General features: G+C 64.3%; 21 protein-coding genes and 1 pseudogene. 7 read left to right on the top strand and 15 right to left on the bottom strand.

Features of this window, described 5'->3' with window-relative positions:
- Nucleotides 1-26 precede the first annotated feature (26 nt).
- Nucleotides 27-989 carry a class II fructose-bisphosphatase gene (gene glpX / locus CTR53_RS06885; protein ID WP_290810363.1) on the bottom strand — a complete coding sequence of 321 codons (963 nt, stop codon included), beginning with the start codon at nt 987-989 and terminating at the stop codon, nt 27-29.
- 133 nt (nt 990-1,122) lie between these two features.
- Entirely contained in the window at nt 1,123-1,983 is an 861-nt protein-coding gene (locus tag CTR53_RS06890) for a DUF1194 domain-containing protein (protein ID WP_290810367.1), read from the bottom strand.
- Between the two features lie 114 nt (nt 1,984-2,097).
- On the opposite strand from CTR53_RS06890, the gene CTR53_RS06895 reads away from it, so the two are divergent.
- Entirely contained in the window at nt 2,098-3,369 is a 1,272-nt protein-coding gene (locus tag CTR53_RS06895) for a UbiH/UbiF/VisC/COQ6 family ubiquinone biosynthesis hydroxylase (protein ID WP_290810370.1), read from the top strand.
- Nucleotides 3,370-3,371: 2 nt separating this feature from the next.
- Here CTR53_RS06895 and CTR53_RS06900 read toward each other — a convergent pair whose 3' ends face one another.
- From CTR53_RS06900 to CTR53_RS21215, 6 genes and pseudogenes are all read right to left on the bottom strand, one after another.
- Nucleotides 3,372-3,803 carry a DUF971 domain-containing protein gene (locus CTR53_RS06900; protein ID WP_290810373.1) on the bottom strand — a complete coding sequence of 144 codons (432 nt, stop codon included), beginning with the start codon at nt 3,801-3,803 and terminating at the stop codon, nt 3,372-3,374.
- 2 nt (nt 3,804-3,805) lie between these two features.
- On the bottom strand, nt 3,806-4,012 hold the full coding sequence (locus CTR53_RS06905; RefSeq protein ID WP_290810376.1) for a Trm112 family protein: 207 nt from the start codon (nt 4,010-4,012) through the stop codon (nt 3,806-3,808).
- Between the two features lie 21 nt (nt 4,013-4,033).
- Nucleotides 4,034-4,720, bottom strand: a complete 687-nt coding sequence (locus CTR53_RS06910) for an LON peptidase substrate-binding domain-containing protein (RefSeq protein WP_290810379.1) — start codon at nt 4,718-4,720, stop codon at nt 4,034-4,036.
- Nucleotides 4,721-4,739: 19 nt separating this feature from the next.
- On the bottom strand, nt 4,740-5,726 hold the full coding sequence (locus CTR53_RS06915) for a co-chaperone YbbN (RefSeq protein ID WP_290810382.1): 987 nt from the start codon (nt 5,724-5,726) through the stop codon (nt 4,740-4,742).
- Nucleotides 5,727-5,896: 170 nt separating this feature from the next.
- A complete protein-coding gene (locus CTR53_RS06920; protein WP_290810385.1) occupies nt 5,897-6,238 on the bottom strand; it encodes a LysR substrate-binding domain-containing protein in 342 nt (113 codons plus the stop codon).
- Nucleotides 6,239-6,485: 247 nt separating this feature from the next.
- A pseudogene (locus tag CTR53_RS21215) lies at nt 6,486-6,692 on the bottom strand (LysR family transcriptional regulator); the annotation flags it as partial.
- 59 nt (nt 6,693-6,751) lie between these two features.
- Here CTR53_RS21215 and CTR53_RS06925 point away from each other — a divergent pair.
- A complete protein-coding gene (locus CTR53_RS06925; RefSeq protein ID WP_290810388.1) occupies nt 6,752-7,318 on the top strand; it encodes a carboxymuconolactone decarboxylase family protein in 567 nt (188 codons plus the stop codon).
- A complete protein-coding gene (locus tag CTR53_RS06930) occupies nt 7,315-7,773 on the top strand; it encodes a nuclear transport factor 2 family protein (RefSeq protein ID WP_290810391.1) in 459 nt (152 codons plus the stop codon). The genes CTR53_RS06925 and CTR53_RS06930 overlap by 4 nt, the downstream gene beginning before the upstream one ends.
- Here CTR53_RS06930 and CTR53_RS06935 read toward each other — a convergent pair.
- The 5 genes from CTR53_RS06935 to CTR53_RS06955 form a co-directional block, all read right to left on the bottom strand.
- Nucleotides 7,740-8,234 (bottom strand): hypothetical protein, encoded by a 495-nt coding sequence (locus CTR53_RS06935; RefSeq protein WP_290810394.1) that lies wholly within the window; start codon nt 8,232-8,234, stop codon nt 7,740-7,742. The two genes, CTR53_RS06930 and CTR53_RS06935, sit on opposite strands and share 34 nt — an antisense overlap.
- A gap of 115 nt (nt 8,235-8,349) precedes the next feature.
- On the bottom strand, nt 8,350-9,087 hold the full coding sequence (locus CTR53_RS06940; protein ID WP_290810397.1) for a hypothetical protein: 738 nt from the start codon (nt 9,085-9,087) through the stop codon (nt 8,350-8,352).
- A 20-nt stretch (nt 9,088-9,107) separates the two neighbouring features.
- Complete coding sequence (locus CTR53_RS06945) at nt 9,108-10,121, bottom strand: NAD(P)-dependent alcohol dehydrogenase (protein WP_290810400.1); 1,014 nt, start codon at nt 10,119-10,121, stop codon at nt 9,108-9,110.
- Between the two features lie 12 nt (nt 10,122-10,133).
- A complete protein-coding gene (locus tag CTR53_RS06950) occupies nt 10,134-10,913 on the bottom strand; it encodes a fumarylacetoacetate hydrolase family protein (protein ID WP_290810404.1) in 780 nt (259 codons plus the stop codon).
- Nucleotides 10,913-11,821, bottom strand: a complete 909-nt coding sequence (locus CTR53_RS06955) for a malate/lactate/ureidoglycolate dehydrogenase (protein WP_290810407.1) — start codon at nt 11,819-11,821, stop codon at nt 10,913-10,915. The genes CTR53_RS06950 and CTR53_RS06955 overlap by 1 nt, the downstream gene beginning before the upstream one ends.
- 210 nt (nt 11,822-12,031) lie before the next feature.
- On the opposite strand from CTR53_RS06955, the gene CTR53_RS06960 reads away from it, so the two are divergent.
- Together CTR53_RS06960 and CTR53_RS06965 are read left to right on the top strand one after the other, a co-directional pair.
- Nucleotides 12,032-12,442 carry a hypothetical protein gene (locus CTR53_RS06960; RefSeq protein WP_290810410.1) on the top strand — a complete coding sequence of 137 codons (411 nt, stop codon included), beginning with the start codon at nt 12,032-12,034 and terminating at the stop codon, nt 12,440-12,442.
- Between the two features lie 120 nt (nt 12,443-12,562).
- Entirely contained in the window at nt 12,563-12,868 is a 306-nt protein-coding gene (locus CTR53_RS06965) for an NIPSNAP family protein (protein WP_290810413.1), read from the top strand.
- A 91-nt stretch (nt 12,869-12,959) separates the two neighbouring features.
- Here the strand turns inward: CTR53_RS06965 and polA are convergent, their stop codons facing one another.
- Nucleotides 12,960-15,818 carry a DNA polymerase I gene (gene polA / locus CTR53_RS06970; RefSeq protein ID WP_290810415.1) on the bottom strand — a complete coding sequence of 953 codons (2,859 nt, stop codon included), beginning with the start codon at nt 15,816-15,818 and terminating at the stop codon, nt 12,960-12,962.
- Between the two features lie 149 nt (nt 15,819-15,967).
- Nucleotides 15,968-16,159: a zinc-finger domain-containing protein gene (locus tag CTR53_RS06975; protein ID WP_290810418.1), complete on the bottom strand. Its 192-nt coding sequence runs from the start codon at nt 16,157-16,159 to the stop codon at nt 15,968-15,970.
- 118 nt (nt 16,160-16,277) lie between these two features.
- On the opposite strand from CTR53_RS06975, the gene CTR53_RS06980 reads away from it, so the two are divergent.
- Both CTR53_RS06980 and CTR53_RS06985 read left to right on the top strand, forming a co-directional pair.
- Nucleotides 16,278-17,243 (top strand): ABC transporter ATP-binding protein, encoded by a 966-nt coding sequence (locus tag CTR53_RS06980; protein ID WP_290810429.1) that lies wholly within the window; start codon nt 16,278-16,280, stop codon nt 17,241-17,243.
- Nucleotides 17,244-17,418: 175 nt separating this feature from the next.
- Nucleotides 17,419-18,294, top strand: a complete 876-nt coding sequence (locus tag CTR53_RS06985; protein ID WP_290810437.1) for a hypothetical protein — start codon at nt 17,419-17,421, stop codon at nt 18,292-18,294.
- Nucleotide 18,295: the final 1 nt, after the last annotated feature.

Here is an 18,295-nt window from a genome sequence, read left to right on the forward strand (position 1 = left end):
CTGTCTCGACTTGCTCGGGCCCAGGTTCAGGCAATGGGGAAGCGGCTGGAGATATCGTGCCGCGCGCCCGTCTTCGCCATCAGGATCACGCTATGGGTATAGGCGATGCCCTTTTCGATGCTGACGCCGCGGCAGACCGGGCCGGAGTTAATACCGGTGGCGACGAAGACGGCATCGTCGCTCTTTACCAGCTCAGCGCCGCTCATCCATTTGCCGGCATCGAGGCCGAAGTCTTTCACCTTCGCGGCTTCCTCGTCGCCCTGCGGATCGACGCGGCCGAAGAATTCACCGCCCATGGCGCGTGCGAAGATCGCGGTTATGATGCCTTCCGGCGAACCGCCGGTGCCGAACAGGGCATCGACACTGCTGCCGGGCTGCAGCGCCATGAAGGCGCCGGCGACATCGCCGTTTTCCTGCAGCATGGTGCGCGCGCCGACGTCATGGATTTCCTTGATCATCGCATGATGGCGCTTGCGGTTGAGCACGAAGATGCGCAGCTCGGAAACCGGCTTGTTCAGCGCGGCGGCCAGAGCCTCCAGCTTCTTTTTCACCGGCCAAGCCGGATCGACTTTGCCCTTCGCGGCAGCCGGCAGCACCAGCTTGTCCATGTAGAAGCTGGGGCCCAGGTCGAACATCGCGCCGCGCGGCGCCAGCGCCATCACCGCCATCGAATTGTCGACGCCGTTGGCCATGTTGGTCGTGCCCTCGATGGGATCGACGGCGATCTCGATTTCGGGTTCTCCCTTGCCGATACGCTCGCCGCGATAGAGCAGCGGGGCATTGTCCTTCTCGCCTTCGCCGATCATCACCACCGCGTTGATGTTGATGTCGCTCAGCGCCTTGCGCATCGCTTCCACCGCGGCGCCATCGCCGTCTTCCTTCCTGCTGCGGCCGACCCAGCGATGCGCGGCAACCGCGGCAGCTTCGGTGACAAGGCGGAGGGCGAAAGGAAAGTCGGCGCGGTCGAACGGACCGGGGCGCGTGGACATGGAGGATACTCCGAGGAAAGGTCAGGTCAGGTCGGGTCGGCTGTGATCTGCCGGTTGGTTTATTGCTTGGAAATACGGCAAAAACCGGGCGAGGCCAAGGTGCCCCGGCGTGACTTTGACGGGATTTTCGCGGCTACTGATCCCACCGGCGGCGCCAGAATTCCTGGCTCTGCCGTTCGCCCACGTCGCAGCCCTTGGGATAGCGGTATCCGGACTGCGCCTTGTGGGTCACCGAAGGGCCGATCTGCTGCCAGGCCGGCGGCACGGCGGGTGCGGTGGCGATCTCGAGGATCAGCTTGCGCCGCACGGCTTCGTGGAAGGTCTCGAAATTCTCCGCCACCACGACGAAGGAGCCGGGGCCGCCGATCACGCAGCCTTCGTAATAACGGTCGAGGTCTTCCAGCTGCGGGAAACCCCAAGTGTTCTGCTTGCCGTTCAGGATCACCAGGCCGTTGATCACGATGCCGGCCGATACCGCCTTGTCGCGGGCGAGATCAATCGGCCCGCCGTCGTTGTTCGGCCCGTCGCCGGAAACATCCAGCACGCGCCGCAGGCCCTTGTAAGCGCCGGCGCCGAAACGCGGAATGGCATAGCTGATTGCGCCGGTGATGCTGGTGCGCCGCGCCGTGCGTGTCTGGGTATCCAGCAAATGCTGTGCCACGGCGCGGGCGCTGGCTTCATCCTGCACCAGCGTCCAGTCCATGATCGGATTCTGCAGATAGGCATCTGACCAGTCGAAATAGGCGACGGCGATCTTGCCGTGGATGCCGCCGCGGATCGCCTTGATCACATCCTTGTCGACCAGCGCGCGGGCATAGCCTTCGCGCTGCAGCCGGGCCTCGTCGGCATCGATGCTGCCGGAAATGTCGACCGCCAGCAGCAATTCGAGATCGACGGGCATCTGCTCGGCAGCGACTCCCTTCGAGGGCAGGGACAGCAGCGGCAGGCCCGTCAGCCACGCCAGAACCAGGACGGTCAGCGGCTTGAACGGCATGGCGCAAGGCTAGTACGACGCAGTCGCCGCGTCCAAGCAAATTGCCGTCATGGCCCGGCCCCGGCGGCCGTCTGGGGCTGGACAAGCCGGGGAGCCGTGCCGAGGATGCCGGCCATGACAAAGCCTGCTTCCTCGCCTGCTTCCTCCGGCACAGCCGCGCTGTTCGACGTTGCCGTGATCGGCGGCGGCCTGAACGGCCTGACCCAGGCCATCGCCTTGGCCCGGCACGGCATTTCCGTGGCGGTGATTGACCGCGAAGACCCCGCCCGCGTCACCCAGGCCGGCTTTGACGGCCGCGTCTCGGCCATCGCACTCGCCTCGCAACGCATGCTGGAAGCGATCGGCCTGTGGCGCCATGTGCGGGAGTCGCAACCGATGTTGGACATCCGGGTCTCGGATGGCGACTCGCTGCTGTTCGTGCATTACGACCACACCGAACTCGGCACGGCCCCGTTCGGCTATCTGGTCGAGAATCGCGTGATCCGGCTGGCCCAGCAGGCGGCATTGGCCGAATGCGCCCATCTGCAGCTGCTCGCGCCCATGACGGCGCGGCGCATCGACTACGGCATCTCCGGCTCGGGCGCACCGGCGCAGATCGAGCTGGCCGATGGCCGCCGGATCGCCGCGCGGCTGGTGGTTGGCGCCGACGGTCGCCAGTCGACGATCCGGCAGGAGGCCGGTATCCGCACGGTCGACTGGTCGTATCAGCAGAGCGGCATCGTCTGCACGGTGCAGCATGAACTGCCGCATGACGGCGTGGCGCAGGAGCGTTTCCTGCCGGCCGGGCCTTTCGCGATCCTGCCGATGACCGACGATGCGCAAGGCCACTATCGCTCCTCGCTGGTCTGGAGCGAGCCGACCGGACGCGCCGCCGCCATCATGGCACTGGACGACGTTGGTTTCGCCAACGAGATGCGTCAGCGTTTCGGCACCGGCTATGGCGCCTGCGACGTGGTCGGGCCGCGCTGGTCCTATCCGTTCAGCTTCATGCTGGCATTGCGCTACACGGATCATCGTCTGGCGCTGGTGGGCGACGCCGCGCATGGCATCCATCCCATCGCGGGGCAGGGACTCAATCTCGGTTTGCGCGATATCGCGGCACTGACCGAAGCCATCGTGGACGCGCGCCGGCTCGGGCTCGATATCGGCCGTAGCGATGTGCTGGAACGCTACGAACGCTGGCGCCGCGTCGACAATGTCGTGCTCGGCGCCGTCACCGACGGCCTGACCCGGCTGTTCTCCAACGACATCGCACCGCTGCGTCTGGCCCGCGATCTGGGCCTGGGGATGGTCAACCGCATCGGACCGCTGAAAAAGCTGTTCATGCGTCATGCCATGGGCGATCTCGGCCGCCTGCCGCGGCTCCTCAAGGGCGAGACGATCTAGGCTCAGCGGCCGCGCGGGTCTCGACTGAGCCCGCGCGCGTCCAGGCGCTGCAGGTAGTCCTGCCACAAAGCGTCCTGGCTATGGCCGTGGTCGTAGAACCATTCCCAGCTGTACAGCCCGGTATCGTGCAGATCGTCGAATCTCAGGCGCAAGGCATACGTCCCGACCGGCTCGATGCCGATGATGCCGACATGGCGGCGGCCCGGCACCAGGGTCTTCTGGCTCGGGCCGTGGCCCTGCACTTCGGCCGAGGGGCTTTCGACGCGCAGGAATTCCGCCGTGAAGGCGAACTGCTTGCCATCCTCGAAGGCGACTTCCAGCCGTTTCTCGGCCGAGATGTAGCGCACGTCGGTGCAGGCCGGGCGGCCCGCCTGCTGGTACTGCGATTGCGGATTAAGGCCGCTGGGAACGCCGTATTTCGCTTCAGTCGACATGCTCAGAGCAGCGTGTCGTCGATCTGGCGCGCCTCGTCCACCAGCATGATCGGGATACCGTCGCGGATCGGGAAGGCCAGCCCGGCTTTTTCGCTGACCAGTTCGTTGCGCGCGCGGTCGTAGGAGAGCGGCCCCTTCGTCACCGGACAGACCAGCAGTTCGAGCAGCTTGGGATCGACTGGTGCGGAGGTTCGGGTCGGCTCGCTCATGATGTCCTCAATTGGGCCAGATCAATTCGGCTTGGCGCCGCGCGGCAGGCTGCTGTGATCCAGCATCGCCATTTCCAGCAGGCTGACCAGCATGGCGGCACGCGCCTTGAAATCCCTGGCTTCCAGCAGGGCCTGCTTCTCGCCGGCCGTGAAAGGACAGATCATCGCCAGCGAATGCACCAGCAGGTCATCGTTCACCGCGCTGATCGATTCCCAGTCGGCCGGCAGGTTGTGCCGCGCGCAATAGCCGCGCAGCGCATGGATCAGGCGGTTGCGGTCGCACAGGCCGTCGGGCAGCATCGCCATGTCGCCGGCATAAGGCGCGTAATCCGCTTCCACCTGGCGATAGGGAGTGCCGGACTCAATCTCGCGCGTCACGTCGAAACGGCACAGGCCTTTCAGGGTGAGCAGGATGCGGCCGTCATCGGTCTCGGTGGCCGACACGATCTTGCCGACGCAGCCGGTGCCATAGACATCGGTGCTGTTCTTCGGCGGCGACTGGCCGTCGCGGCCGAAGGGCTCGGTCGGCTGCACCATGCCGATCAGCTTGGCGCCGTCGAGCGCTGCCCGCGTCATCGCCAGGTAGCGCGGCTCGAAGATGTTGAGCGGCAGCAGGCCGCGCGGCAGCAGCAGCACGCCGGTCAGCGGAAAGACCGGGATGGTATTGCTCAGTTCGCCGATGCTGGAGGGGCACTGGGACTCATGCATCGGTGCGCCTACCGCTGGCTCAGGAGAACAGGATCGACGACAGGCGGCGGCGCGCATCCACCACCACCGGGTCCATCGGGCCCATTGCCTCGAAGATTTTCACCAGCTGCTTGCGCGCGGCTTCCTCGTTCCATTTGCGGTCGCGCTTAACGATATCCAGCAGCTGGTCGATGGCGGCTTCGGCATTGCCGGCGCCATGCAGCGCCACGGCATAATCCAGCCGCGCCTGATGATCGTTCGGATTGGCGGCGACGGCGGCTTCCAGCGGCTTGAGGTTGCCGGCCGCCTGGCTACCGGCTTCCTGCAGTTCCAGCGCCGAGCGCGCGGCAACCACATCGGCATGGCCGGCCTTGTCGGCCGGAATCTGTTCGAGGATTTCCTTTGCGGCCTCGATCTCGCCCATGCCGATCAGCGCGCGCGCCAGACCGCCCAGCGCCGGGACGTTCTCGGGTTCGCCGCCCAGCGCGGTCGAGAAGGCCGCAGCGGCATCTTCCCAGGCCTGTTCGGCGAGGGCGGCCTTGCCGGCCTCGATGGCGTCGGCGGCGCTGTCCTCGATCTCGCCGGCACCCGGCAGGCCTTCGGCGAATTTCTTCAGCTGGCTTTCCGGCAGCGCGCCGACGAAGCCATCCACCGGCTGGCCCTGATGGAAGGCATAGACGGCCGGGATCGACTGGATGCGCAGCTGCTGGGCCAGCGGCTGGTTCTTCGGGTCGTCGACATTGACCTTCACCAGCCGCAGCTTGCCCTTGGCGCCCTTGACCAGCTTTTCCAGCGCCGGCGTCAGCTGTTTGCAGGGGCCGCACCACGGCGCCCAAAAGTCGACCAGCACCGGCTGCTGCATCGAGGCCTGGATGACGTCCTGCATGAAGGTGCTGACATCGGCGTCCTTGATCAGGTCGCCGGCCGGCGCGGGGGTGGCAGCAGGTGCCGCGGCCGGATCGGCCGTCAGGCCGGACAGGCTGCCGGGAATACTGGTCGGGGTTTTGGGCGAAAGGTCCATGGCCATCGTCGTCATTCGGAAAAGGGGTTGCCAGCTACGTCGCTGCGGTCGGCATCACAGATAAGGGCGCAGGGGGCAAAAGCCAACCGCCTGCGCCGCAAATGCCAACGGGCGTGGTGAAAATATAGGCATGCCCGCGCCGAGGACAAGCCGGGGAATTGGCGATTCGCGCCCAGCTAGGCGGCTTTTCTTTTCTGCCGGTCCAGATCGCGCCCCACCGCGATGATATGGCGGCGCAGCCACAGCGAGCCGGGATCGTTCTGGTGCCGCACCGGCCAGAACAGGTATTCCTCGTCGCCTTCGGGTTGCAGCGGCGGCTCCAGCGTTACCAGATCGAGCTGTTTGCTGAGGCTTGCCACCAGCCGACCCGGCACGAAGGCGACGAGGTCGCTCTGCGCCACGGTATGCAGCGCCTGCAGATAGCTTGGCACCGAGAGCGCGATGCGGCGCTGGATGCCCTGGCCCTGCAGCCAGGTGTCGATCAGGTCTTCGCTCTGGCCGCGGCCGATCACTGCCACATGCCGGGCGGCGAGGAACTGCGGCNNATGGCGCGCCGCGCCACGGCGTCACATCCAGCCGCACGCCGGGTGCTTCACCGGCGATGCGGCCGACCAGCGGCGGCAGCACGAAATTGATGATGTAGTCCGGGATCATCAGCGCGAAGCGCCGCGCGCTGCTGGCCGGATCGAAACCGTCGGCGACGAACAGTCCGCGCACCTGTTCGAGCGTCTGCTTCAGCGGTGCGCGCAACGCCTGCGCACGTGGCGTCAGCTCCATGCCGGGGCCGACACGCACTAAAAGGGGATCGTTCAGGATCTCGCGCAGGCGGCGCAACGCATGGCTCATCGCCGGCTGCGACAGGCCGATCCGCATGGCGGCGCGGCCGACATGGGCTTCGGTCACCAGCGCATCCAGCGCCACCAGCAGGTTAAGGTCCAGTGCGGCCAAATTCATGGCACGAATATAAATCATACAGACTATCGATTGGAAGAATGATTATGGCTGCGCAATCTTCCCCCTCGGAGGCCGCCATGAGAATCTCGCCTGTCACCCAGCCATATTCCCCTGACGCAGAGGCCGCCTTCGCGCGCCTGCCGGCCGCCTGGGGCCCGCCCTTTGCCATTTTCACCGTGCTGGCGCGCGATCCGGACCTGCTGCAACGGTTTATGCGCGGCTCCGTCGGCTACCGGCCCGACAGTAAGTTGACGCTCCGTGAGCGCGAGGTGTTGCTGCTGCGGGTCTGCGCCAACTGTCACTGCCGTTACGAATGGGGCCTGCGGGTGCATTTCTTTGCCGTGCAGGCCGGCATTTCGCCGGCGCAGATCCGCGCCAGCGTGCATGGCACGGCTGATCACTCTGTATGGTCGACGGAGGATCGCCTGCTGTTGCGGCTCGCCGATGCACTGCAGCGCGACTGCGATATTGGCGATGCGCTCTGGGCCGAACTGTCAGCGGCTTTCAGCGACGAGGCAATTCTCGAATTGCTGCTGCTCGCCGGCTACTACCGCTCGGTCGCCTATCTCGCCAACGGCCTGCGGCTGCCGCCGGAAAATGGGCTCTGTCATCCCTGGCCCGACATCGAGGAAACGAAGACATGAAAAAGCCCGCCCGGAAAGTACCAACTCCAAAACAGGCTGCTGCCAACAAGGAACTGCTGAACTGGGTATTTGCCGATCTTGCCGCCGGCAACGGCCGGCCATTCGTGGAGATGCTGGCCGACGAGGTCGTGTGGCATGTCGAGGGCAGCACCGCCTGGTCGCGCAGTTATCGCGGCAAGGCGGCTGTGAAAGCCGACCTGCTTGAGCCGCTGTTTCAGGTGCTGGCCGGGCCGAACCCGCTCACCGTCTCGCGCATGATCGCCGAAGAGGACTGCGTGGCGGTGCAGGCGCGCGGCAATGCGCGCACTAAAGCCGGTGTCGCCTATTGCAACAGCTACTGCATGATCTTCCGGCTGAACGATGGCCGCGTGGTGGAAATCACCGAATATGCCGATACCGCGCTGATCGAGCGCGTGCTGCCTTATCCGGCGATGGCAGGGGTGACCGCTGGCTGAAACCTGCGCGCCGCCGCGATCCCGAGCGCGATAAAGACCACCAGGACCACCACCTGCGTGATGGCAAAGGGCGGTTCGCTCTGCGTCGGCGCCGCCGCCCGCAAAGCCGGAATCTTGGCGAAGACCTGCGCGATCAGTACGAAGACCAGCAGCCAGAGACTGGCCACCGCGCCGCTGGCATAGATCCAGCGCCAGGCGCCGCGTAAGCCGTAGCGATAGCGCGCCGGAATCGTCACCGCCAGCACCAGCAGGGCGAGGAGCGCGGTGATATGCGGCGGCAGCAGCTGGGTGAAGGGAAACAGGAAGCCGGTTGCGCTGGTGAGCAAAGCCGTGGCGAGGAAGAGTTTCGTCATGCCCTCGCGCTCGCGGCTGCCCAGCAGATCGGCGACGACAGACGGCCCGGTCGCCAGCGCCACCAGGCTGAGGGCGGTGTGCAGGATGATCAGGATCAGGATGTACATGGCGGCGGGCTCCGGAGCTGGATTACCGCTGCCATCATGCGGCAAGAGCGGGGCTTGCGATACTATATGGAGGTTAAGGTTTAAACTGCATATGGATACATGACCCCGCTCAAGCCTACCGATTGAGCGCTTCTATGTCTTCTCCTGAGGCATGGATGGCCGCATGTTCAAAAAGGCGGCGGACAGCCTTGGACGAGAAGTCGGCAACCACCCGCTTTCCATCCCGACATATCCACGCATCCTGGATTATGACGGCGACTGAAATTTCAGCGCCTCGCTCCAGCATTTCGGTGAACTTCTGGTTCACCCGAACATTGGTCTGCTGTGTTGAGCCAGGATTACGATAATTGGTGAAGCGGCGGGCAAGATTGTCGCTCTCGCCATAATAGACAGCCTCCCGATTTCCTTGCCGGACACGGAAACGATAAAGTCCCGGGCTTGATGGTGCGATGGGAAAAGACAGGCGGCCGTTCAGACTGATAATGCGACCCAGCGGCTGCCACTGCATCGAGATGTCGCATTGCAACTGGTCCGGTGTGTCCCAGTCATACGCAGAAAGGCTGGGTTTCGGCGTGCGTTTGGCACGTAGTTTTGGCGTGGTGCTGCGCGGACCGGTCCGGCGGAAGGCGACTCTTTCCGCGGTCAGATTCAGATTTTCCGTTTCCCAGCCTGCCTCCAGCCATGCCTCTGCATGACTGTGGCCCTCTGCCGCATTGCCCCACCATGCAGCATGCTTTCTGGCGCTTTGCGGCAAGGAGAAGCCGAGAATGGATTCAATTTTCGAGAATGAAGCGGACCACTGATTGTCTGTAATATTCGACAGGAACTGATGCAGCTTTATGTATTTTGTCATCGCTTCCCCCAATGAAATTCCTACATCCTAATCACAATCTTTCCAAAATGACTGCCGCCGCCCATATGATTATACGCGGCACGTACGCCGCTCTCTGAAAATTCGAAACGCTCATCCAGCACAGGCTTGAGTTTGGCGAGTGAGATCGCGCGAAGCATGGCGTCGAAGCCTTCCTTGCTGCCGACCGTCACGCCCTGCAGCCGAATCTGCTGCATCACCACCAGCGGAATCTTCAGATCGTGGCCGGGGCCGGACAGCACGCCGATCATGCTGATCATGCCGCCCGGCCGGATGGCGCGGATCGACTGCATCAGGGTGCCGGCGCCGCCGAGTTCGACGATGTGATCCAGGCCGGCGCCGCCGGTGAGCGCGCGGGCGGTGTGGCCCCAGTTGGCGTCGGTCTTGTAGTTGACCAGGTGATCGGCGCCCATGGCTTTGACGCGCGCCAGCTTCTCGTCCGACGACGAGGTCATGATCACTTCGGCGCCGGCCAGTTTGGCGAATTGCAGCGCGAATAATGCCACGCCGCCGGTGCCCTGGATCAGCACGCGTTCGCCGGGCTGCACTTTGCCCAGCGTGGTAATGGCGCTCCAGGCCGTCAGCGCGGCGCAGGGCAGGGCAGCGGCGTCTTCGTAACTCAGATGCGCCGGGATGTGGGCGAGTGCCGTGGCGGGGAAGGTGCGCTGCTCGCAGAGCCAGCCGTCGTAAGGCCCGCCCATGCTGACGCTGAATTTCTCGACGCTGGGTTCGCCGGCGAGCCAGTTGGGGAAGAAATGTCCCAGCACGCGGTCGCCGGCTTTGAAGCCTGATACACCGTCGCCGACCGCGATCACTTCGCCGGCGCCATCGGAGACCGGGATCAGCGGCAGCTTCTGCTTCGGATTGTAACTGCCCTGCGCCATCAGCCAGTCACGGAAATTCAGCGAACAGGCTTTCACCCGCACCAGAACTTCGCCGGCTTTTGGCTGCGGATCGGGCCGCTCTGTCATGTGTAAGGCGTCGACCGAAAAGTCCTGCAGTTCGATCGCGCGCATGGTGGTTGTTTCCTAGGCGAAGCTGACGGCGCAGCGGCCGAGGCCTTCGGCGTGCACTTCGAACTGGTCGCCGGCCGCCGCCGCCTGCATCGCAAAGTAAGTCCCGGTCATGATCACGTCACCGGCATGCAGCGGCATCTCATCCTGCACCAGCTTGCCGGCCAGCCAGGCCAGCGCATGCAGCGGGCTGCCATAGACCGCTTCACCCGTGCCGCTGCCGGCCGGGCTGCCATTTTTGGTCAGGCTCATGCTCAGGCGGCGCAGGTCGAGGCCGTCGAGTTTGCGCGCCGGCGCACCCAGCACGAAGGCGCCGCCATTGGCATTGTCGGCCACCAGGTCGACCGGTTTGGCGTCCAGGTTGGCGATACGCCCGCCGACCACTTCGATGGCGGGCAGGCAGTAACCGACGGCGCGGATCACATCGGCCAGCGTCGGCTGTTCCATGTCGAGGTCGCGGTCGAGCACGATGGCCACCTCGCCCTCGACGCGCGGCTGCATCACGCGGCCGGCTGCCACCTCGTCGCCATCGCCCATCAGCATGTCGGCATAGAGGATGCCATAGGCCGGCTCGGTCAGGCCCATCGCCTTCTGTGCCGCGCGGTTGCTGAGCGCAATCTTGTAGCCCACCGCGCGGCGGCCGTTTTTCAGCCAGTGATCGCGGTTCATCGCCTGCACGGCGTAAGCCGCCTTCATGTCGCCGGCCAGCAATTCGCGCACGGGCGCGCAGGCAATGCCGGATTCAAATGCCTGGCGCAGGCGGTCGGCGGCATCTTCAATGGCGGGCTTGTTCATCAGTTCAGTCCTGCGGCAGCGTTGGTCTGGCTGGCGCTGACGCCAACCGATTCACCGGCAGCGATGATTTCGCTCCAGGTGGTGGCATCCACCGGGATGCCGTCGTGATTACGCCTGGCGCGAGTGCGGCGCTCCGGTTCGCCGGCGACCTGCACGCCATCGGACCCCGGCGCTTTCGGCGAAGCCTTCACGAAATCGACAAAGGCCTGCGTCTCGCGCCGCCAGCTGTCGGCGCCACCGAGTCTGGCCGGATCGACGATCACCGAGAACATGTTGTTGGTGATGGTGTTCTTCGCCCAGGCATCGGGCTTCATGGTGTTGCCGCCGGTGAAAGCGCCGGCCAGCAGCTCGGCGATCACGGCGAGGCCATAGCCCTTATGCTCGCCGAAGGCGAGGATCGCGCCGGTCGGCGAATTGAACATGGTTTTCGGGTCTTCGGTCGGATTGCCTTTTGCATCGATCAGCGTGCCGGGCGCAATCGTCTCGCCCTTGTTCATGGCGACGCGCACCTTGCCCATGGCGATCTTGGATGTCGCCATGTCGAGCACGATGGGCTCGCCGCCGGGCTCGGTGGCCGGAATGGCACAGCAATAGGGATTGGTGGCGAAACGTGCGTCCGAACCGCCGAAGGGCGCCACCAGCGCCGGACGGCCGACCACGTTGACATAATGCGTCGAGATCATGCCTGCGGCGGCGCATTGCTCGCCCCAATGGCCGATGCGGCCAATATGGTGGCTGTCGCGTAAACTCACGATGCAGGCGCCGGTTTCGCGGGCGCGGCGGATGCCCAGTTCCATGGCTTCGTGGCCGATCACCTGGCCATAGCCCATGCCGCCATCGAGATTGAGGATCGCGCCGGCATCTCCCGTCACCCGCACCGACTGGTTCACCACCAGACGCTTTTCCACCGCNNGGCCTCGCGCTCGTTGCTGCCACCGGCGAGGCAGATATGGCGCACGGCGGTGCGCAGTTTCTCCGGCATGACAGTGACAGTCGCGGCCATGATTTCTGGGTTCCTTTCTCGGTTGCATCTGGTTTATCGGAAACCCGGCGGGCGGACAATAAGGTCGGGCTACGGAGGATTTGACCGCGGCTTGGCGTTACGGCAGATTGGCGCAATGCACAAAAACCTCCTCGCCTTCGCCTGCCTGATCTTCGTCGCCGGCCTTGCCGGCTGCGCCTCGCCGCTGGAGCAGGTGGCCGAGCGGGCCCGCACCGAGATGGTCGGCATGTCGGAGGCCGAGCTCAAGGCCTGTATCGGCGAACCGACCGCGCTCAACCGCGAGAACGGCATCGATCTCTGGAGCTATTTCCGCGAGACCGCCCGGTCGGCGACGACGATTTCCGATGTCGGCTACACGCCGACCAACCGCGCTGAGACATCATACGACTACTTCCGCTACTGCGAGGCGGCCTTCTTCCTGCAGAACGGCCGCGTGCGCGAGATCGAGTTCCGCGGCCGCACGGCGACGGGCCGCGAGATCATGGAACCCTGCGGCGCCATCGTGGAGCGTTGTGTCAAACAATAACCCATATTGTCACGGCCGGGCTTGACCCGGCCATCCACGCCTTTTCTTTATAGATCGCAAGACATGGATCCCCGGGTCAAGCCCGGGGATGACAAGGTAAAGAAAGGCTCTCGCGTCGCCATGATCACCTGTTTCCTGCGCTACGAGATCGACCCCGACAAGGTGAAGGAATTCGAGGAATACGGCCGGATGTGGATCCGGCTGGTGAAGAAGCTCGGCGGCACGCATCACGGCTACCTGTTGCCCAGCGAGGGCGCCAGCGACATTGCGCTGGCCAGCTTCAGCTTTCCGAGTCTGGCCGCCTATGAGCAGTATCGCATCGCCATGGCTGACGATGCCGAATGCAAGGCGGCCTGGGACTATGGTCAGCAGACCAAATGCATCCGTCGCTGGGAGCGCAATTTCTTCCGCCCGGTATTTGAGTAATTAAGGAAGATCGTCATCCCCGCGAAAGCGGGGATCCAGTCCGGCGGTAGTTCTGGGTTCCCGCTTTCGCGGGAACGACGGGAACCGCGTCCTAATGCGCCGCTTCCCAGTTGTCGCCGATGCCGGCTTCGACCACCAGCGGCACAGCCAGCGTGGCGGCGGCCTGCATCACATCCTTGGCGACCGCGATCAGCGCCTCGACTTCCGCCTCTTTCGCTTCGAACACCAGTTCGTCATGCACCTGCAGCAGCATGCGGGCGCTTAAGCCCTGCGCGGCAATCGCCGCCGGCAGTTTCGCCATGGCGCGTTTGATGATGTCGGCGGCCGAGCCCTGGATCGGCGCGTTGATCGCGGCGCGCTCCAGGAAGGCGCGCTCGGCCGGGTTCTTCGAGTTGATGTTGGGGAAATGCACGCGGCGACCATACAAGGTCGTGACGAAACCCTGCTCCTTCACCTGTTTCTTGGTGCTGTCCATGTAATCGCGGATACCGGGATAGCGCTCGAAATAGGCCTGGATATAGCTCTGCGCTTCGCGCTGCGGGATGCCGAGCTGGGCCGCCAGCCCAAAGGCGCTCATGCCGTAGATAATGCCGAAGTTGATCGCCTTGGCGGCGCGGCGCACCATCGGGTCCATGCCTTCGACCGGCGTGTTGAACACCTGGCTCGCGGTCAGTGCATGGATGTCGATGCCGTCGCGGAAGGCGTCCTTCAGTGTGCCGATATCGGCGATATGGGCCAGGATGCGCAATTCGATCTGCGAATAGTCGGCCGAGATGATCTTGTGGCCCTTGTCGGCGACGAAGGCCTTGCGGATCTTGCGGCCTTCCTCGGTGCGCACCGGGATGTTCTGCAGGTTCGGATCGGATGACGCGAAGCGACCAGTGTTTGTGGCCGAGAGCGCGAATGAGGTATGCACCCGGCCGGTCTTCGGATTGACCGAGGCAACCAGTGCATCGGCATAAGTGCTTTTCAGCTTCTGCAGCTGGCGCCAGTCCAGCACCACGCGCGGCAGTTCATGGCCCTCGGCGGCCAGTTCCTCCAGCACCTCGGCGCCGGTGGAATAGGCGCCGGTCTTGCCCTTCTTGCCGCCGGGCAGCTTCATCCTGTCGAACAGGATTTCGCCAAGCTGCTTGGGCGAGCCGATGTTGAAGCTGTCTTCCGCCAGTTCATGCGCCTTCTTCTCGAAGGTCTCCATACGCTGGGCGAAATCGGCCGACAGGCGATTGAGTTCGGCCGGATCGACCTTGATGCCGGCGCATTCCATGGCGCAGACCACATCCGGCAGCGGCCGTTCGATGGTCTCGTAGAGCGACACCTGCTTTTCGGCCAGCAGGCGCGGCTTCAGCACGTGATAGAGCCGCAAGGTGACATCGGCATCTTCGGCGGCATAGTCGCGCGCCTTGTCGAGCGCCACTTCGGCAAAGGGCATCCGCGCCTTGCCGGTGCCGGTCACTTCATCATAGCTGATCGGCGTATGGCCAAGATGGCGTTCGGACAGTTCGTCCATGCCATGGCCATGCTTGCCGGCATCCAGCGTGTAGGACATCAGCATGGTGTCGTCGTAGGACTGAATCTCCACGCCATAGCCGTGCAGCACCGCCATGTCGTATTTGATATTCTGGCCGATCTTCAGCACGCCCGGATCGGCCAGCAGGGGTTTGAGCGCATCAAGCGCCTGCTGCAGCGGAATCTGCTTCAGATCGCCGTCGCCGCCGAAATCCAGCCCGCCGCCGGCCTTGCGATGGCCGAGCGGCACATAGCAGGCCTCGCCCGGCGCGACAGCCAGCGAGAAGCCGACGATCTCGGCCATGGTGGGCGAGAGATTGGTGGTCTCGGTGTCGAAGGCGACGAGACCGGCCTCAAAACCGCGCGCGATCCAGCGCTGCAGCGCGCCCAGATCCTGCACCAGTTCGTAATGATCGCGGCTGACCAGCGGCGTCTCGGGACCGCCTTCGCCGGGGAAGGCAATCGGCGTCGTGGCCTTATGCGCGGAGGCAATAGGCGCGCTGTACATGCTCTCCGGCCGCGCCGTCACGCCCGGCGCGCCGCCGCTCATATCGGTGCCGCGCAGCTTGAGCCGGTTTTCGATCCGGCTGGTCAGCGTGCGGAATTCCATCTCGTTCAGGAAGGCCGACAGCTTCGGCCACTCCACCGGCGACAGCTTGAGATCGTCGAGGCCGAGTTCCATCGGCACATCGTCCTTCAGCTTCACCAGCTGGTAGGAAATGCGCGCCTTGTCGGCATTGGTCAGCAATGTCTCGCGACGCTTGGGCTGCTTGATCTCAGCCGCACGGGCGAGCAGCGTTTCCAGATCGCCGAAAGTGTTGATCAGTTCGGCCGCCGTCTTGATGCCGATGCCGGGCACACCGGGCACGTTATCGGTGCTGTCGCCGGCCAGCGCCTGCACGTCGATCACCTTGTCGGGGCTGACGCCGAATTTCTCCATCACTTCGGCCGGGCCGATGCTGCGATCCTTCATCGGATCCATCATGCCGACGCCGTCGCGCACCAGCTGCATCAGGTCCTTGTCCGACGAGACGATGCAGACTTCCATACCGGCTTCGTTGGCGATGCGGGCATAGGTCGCAATGATGTCGTCGGCCTCGAAGCCTGCCTTTTCGATGCTGGGCAAACCGAAGGCGCGTGTCGCCTGGCGGATCGGTGCGAATTGCGGGATCAGGTCTTCCGGCGTCTCGCTGCGGTTGGCCTTGTAGTCGGGATAGATCTCGCTACGGAAGGTCTCGCGACCTGCATCGAAGATGACCGCCATGTGGCTGACGGCTTCGTCATGCTCGGCCTTGTCGCGCAAGCTCGACAGCATGTTGCAGAAGCCCGACACCGCGCCGATCGGCATGCCGTCGGATTTGCGCGTCAGAGGAGGGAGCGCGTGATAGGCCCGGAAGATGTAGCCCGAGCCGTCGACCAGATAGAGGCGGTGTTTGGATGCCATTGAGAGACGCTCTCCAGTTTACCACCACGTCATCCTCGGCCTTGTGCCGAGGATCCATCCCGTCTAACGGCGCTTACGACGGTGACGGCGGAGCATGATACTGGCGGCGGTTGGATTCTCGGGACAAGCCCGAGAATGACGGTAGTAGTTTAGTGCCCGTGATGGCCTGCGCCGTCCTTCAGCAGATAGGCGCGGCCGCAATAGGGGCAGTCGATCTCGGTCTTGTCGCCCATGTTGAGATAGACGCGCGGATGGCCCAGCGCACCGCCGCCGCCGTCGCAGGCCACAACCGGGCTCTCCACGGTGATGGTTTCGGGAGCGGTATTTTTCGTGGCCTGCATGGTCGTCTCCGAATGGGCTGGTCCGACCCCGGGTTTGACCCCCAAGGCCTGAAGTGATACCTACCGCAGCACCGTCTGCCACGCCAGTCTTACAGGACAAAAGGCCACCCCAGCCGCCATGACTGCTGCCGATTTTTCGACCGATTCCCGCGCTTCCGGCCCTGCCATTTCTGTGCGCGATCTGGTCAAGGTCTATGGCACGGGCGCCAGGGCCAAGACTGCCCTGCATGGCGTGACGCTGGACATCCCGCGCGGCAGCTTCTTCGGTCTGCTCGGACCCAACGGGGCCGGCAAATCCACGCTGATCAACATCCTCGCCGGCCTGGTGACGAAAACATCCGGCACCGCCGCCGTCTGGGGCCATGACATCGACAGCAGCACGCGCGCCGCGCGGGCCGCCATCGGCGTGGTGCCGCAGGAACTCAATCTCGATCCGTTTTTCACGCCGCGCGAGGCACTGGAATTCCAGGCCGGACTCTACGGCGTGCCCAAGGCCGAGCGGCGCAGCGACGAAATCCTCGCCGCGATGGGCCTCACCGACAAGGCCGAAGCCTATGCCCGCACGCTGTCGGGCGGCATGCGCCGCCGCCTGCTGGTCGGCAAGGCGCTGGTGCATAACCCGCCGGTGCTGGTGCTGGACGAGCCCACCGCCGGTGTCGATATCGAACTGCGCCAGCAGCTCTGGGCCTATGTGCGCCAGCTCAACCGGTCGGGTGTCACCGTGGTGCTGACCACGCATTACCTGGAAGAGGCCGAGGCGCTCTGCGACCATATCGCCATCGTCAACCACGGGCGGATCGTGGCGCATGACGCCACCCCGAAACTGCTGGCGCGCATGGATCGCAAAGATGTGATCGTCACCCTGGAGGCCGATCTGGCGACCGTCCCGGCCGCCCTGGATGGCCTGGAGGCGGAGCTGCTGGGCCCGCGCCGGCTCCGCCTGCATTACCGGCCGAGTCAGCTGCCGTTCAGCGGTTTGCTTGCGAAACTGCAGGCGGCCGGGCTGGCGATCCATGACCTGACCACCCAGGATGCCGATCTGGAAGACCTGTTCCTGGAATTGACGCGCAGCCGGGCCGCCTGAGCCGGTCGGGCCGGACAGCCCCGGTATATCCGAGAATTTCGTTGCGCCGCACAGGGCCCTCTGGCAAAAGCGCGGTGTTGCGCGGGTGCCGCTCTGCCGTTCGGGCAGGGGCTTTTCCCGGCAACGGCTGAGCCACCAGAAAGGTGCGCACGTGTTCGTCCTGAATTCCCCCACAGTGCAGGTTCCGCACAGCGGTCGCCGCGCGGCGCTCGTCACCATTGTGATCGGCGAGACCTATGCCGCCACCTGGGTGCGGCTGGCGCAGGAGTCCTGGGTTCGCTACGCCAGTACCTACGGCCTCGATCTCATCGTCATTGCCTGTCCGCTCGATACGTCCGAACTGGCGGCGGCGCGGTCGCCGGCCTGGCAGAAGCTGCTGATCCTCAATCAGCCCTGGGCGAAGCAGTACGAGCGGATCGTCTGGCTCGATTCCGACATCGTGATCGCCCCGCATGCGCAGAACATCATCGAGGCGGCGGGGCCGGCCGAAAAAATCAGCCTGACGATTTCCGGCGGGCGCAGCTCGGATGCCGAGCGCATGGTGTTCATCGAGCGCCTGTACGAAGCACGGTTCCTGCCGACGGCAGAGCAGATGGTCTGGTCGGCCGAGGTCGAAAAGAACTACATGGACCACAAAGTCCCGCCGCACGATTTCATGTTCAACACCGGCGTCATGGTGGTGTCGCCGCAGCATCACAACGAACTGTTCCTGCAGTGCTACGAAGGCGAACATGTCGGCCGGCTCTATGAGCAGCCGCTGCTGTCGCATGAGATCATCGGGCGCGACCTGGCGCATCTGATCAACAGCCGCTTCAACTGGGGTGTCCAGGAGGCGCTGTTCTTCTATCTGCCGGAAATCATCACGCTGAAGCAGCGTCCGCCTGCTTTTGTCGATCCAGTGCTGAAGCTGGCCCGCTTCCTGGTGCGCTGCGAGCTGGCCAACAGTTATTTCCTGCATTTCTACGGCTCAATGAATTTGATGAAACGCCTCAGCCATGCGGATATATTCGGCGGGACTGCAGTCGAATTGTTTATAAATGAGGGCGGCTAGA

The organism is Ferrovibrio sp., from assembly GCF_002796975.1.
GTDB lineage: Bacteria > Pseudomonadota > Alphaproteobacteria > Ferrovibrionales > Ferrovibrionaceae > Ferrovibrio.

Excerpts from the sequence above, each read along its gene's own strand:
- CTR53_RS06905 (WP_290810376.1), bottom strand. The coding sequence starts at position 4,012 with ATGAGCGAGCCGACCCGAACCTCCGCACCAGTCGATCCCAAGCTGCTC.
- CTR53_RS06935 (WP_290810394.1), bottom strand. The coding sequence starts at position 8,234 with ATGTACATCCTGATCCTGATCATCCTGCACACCGCCCTCAGCCTGGTG.
- CTR53_RS06925 (WP_290810388.1), top strand. The coding sequence starts at position 6,752 with ATGAGAATCTCGCCTGTCACCCAGCCATATTCCCCTGACGCAGAGGCC.
- CTR53_RS06950 (WP_290810404.1), bottom strand. The coding sequence starts at position 10,913 with ATGAACAAGCCCGCCATTGAAGATGCCGCCGACCGCCTGCGCCAGGCA.
- CTR53_RS06965 (WP_290810413.1), top strand. The coding sequence starts at position 12,563 with ATGATCACCTGTTTCCTGCGCTACGAGATCGACCCCGACAAGGTGAAG.
- CTR53_RS06975 (WP_290810418.1), bottom strand. The coding sequence starts at position 16,159 with ATGCAGGCCACGAAAAATACCGCTCCCGAAACCATCACCGTGGAGAGC.
- CTR53_RS06900 (WP_290810373.1), bottom strand. The coding sequence starts at position 3,803 with ATGTCGACTGAAGCGAAATACGGCGTTCCCAGCGGCCTTAATCCGCAA.
- CTR53_RS06915 (WP_290810382.1), bottom strand. The coding sequence starts at position 5,726 with ATGGCCATGGACCTTTCGCCCAAAACCCCGACCAGTATTCCCGGCAGC.
- glpX (WP_290810363.1), bottom strand. The coding sequence starts at position 989 with ATGTCCACGCGCCCCGGTCCGTTCGACCGCGCCGACTTTCCTTTCGCC.
- CTR53_RS06960 (WP_290810410.1), top strand. The coding sequence starts at position 12,032 with ATGCACAAAAACCTCCTCGCCTTCGCCTGCCTGATCTTCGTCGCCGGC.
- CTR53_RS06930 (WP_290810391.1), top strand. The coding sequence starts at position 7,315 with ATGAAAAAGCCCGCCCGGAAAGTACCAACTCCAAAACAGGCTGCTGCC.
- CTR53_RS06940 (WP_290810397.1), bottom strand. The coding sequence starts at position 9,087 with ATGACAAAATACATAAAGCTGCATCAGTTCCTGTCGAATATTACAGAC.
- CTR53_RS06895 (WP_290810370.1), top strand. The coding sequence starts at position 2,098 with ATGACAAAGCCTGCTTCCTCGCCTGCTTCCTCCGGCACAGCCGCGCTG.
- CTR53_RS06980 (WP_290810429.1), top strand. The coding sequence starts at position 16,278 with ATGACTGCTGCCGATTTTTCGACCGATTCCCGCGCTTCCGGCCCTGCC.
- CTR53_RS06945 (WP_290810400.1), bottom strand. The coding sequence starts at position 10,121 with ATGCGCGCGATCGAACTGCAGGACTTTTCGGTCGACGCCTTACACATG.
- CTR53_RS06910 (WP_290810379.1), bottom strand. The coding sequence starts at position 4,720 with ATGCATGAGTCCCAGTGCCCCTCCAGCATCGGCGAACTGAGCAATACC.
- polA (WP_290810415.1), bottom strand. The coding sequence starts at position 15,818 with ATGGCATCCAAACACCGCCTCTATCTGGTCGACGGCTCGGGCTACATC.
- CTR53_RS06890 (WP_290810367.1), bottom strand. The coding sequence starts at position 1,983 with ATGCCGTTCAAGCCGCTGACCGTCCTGGTTCTGGCGTGGCTGACGGGC.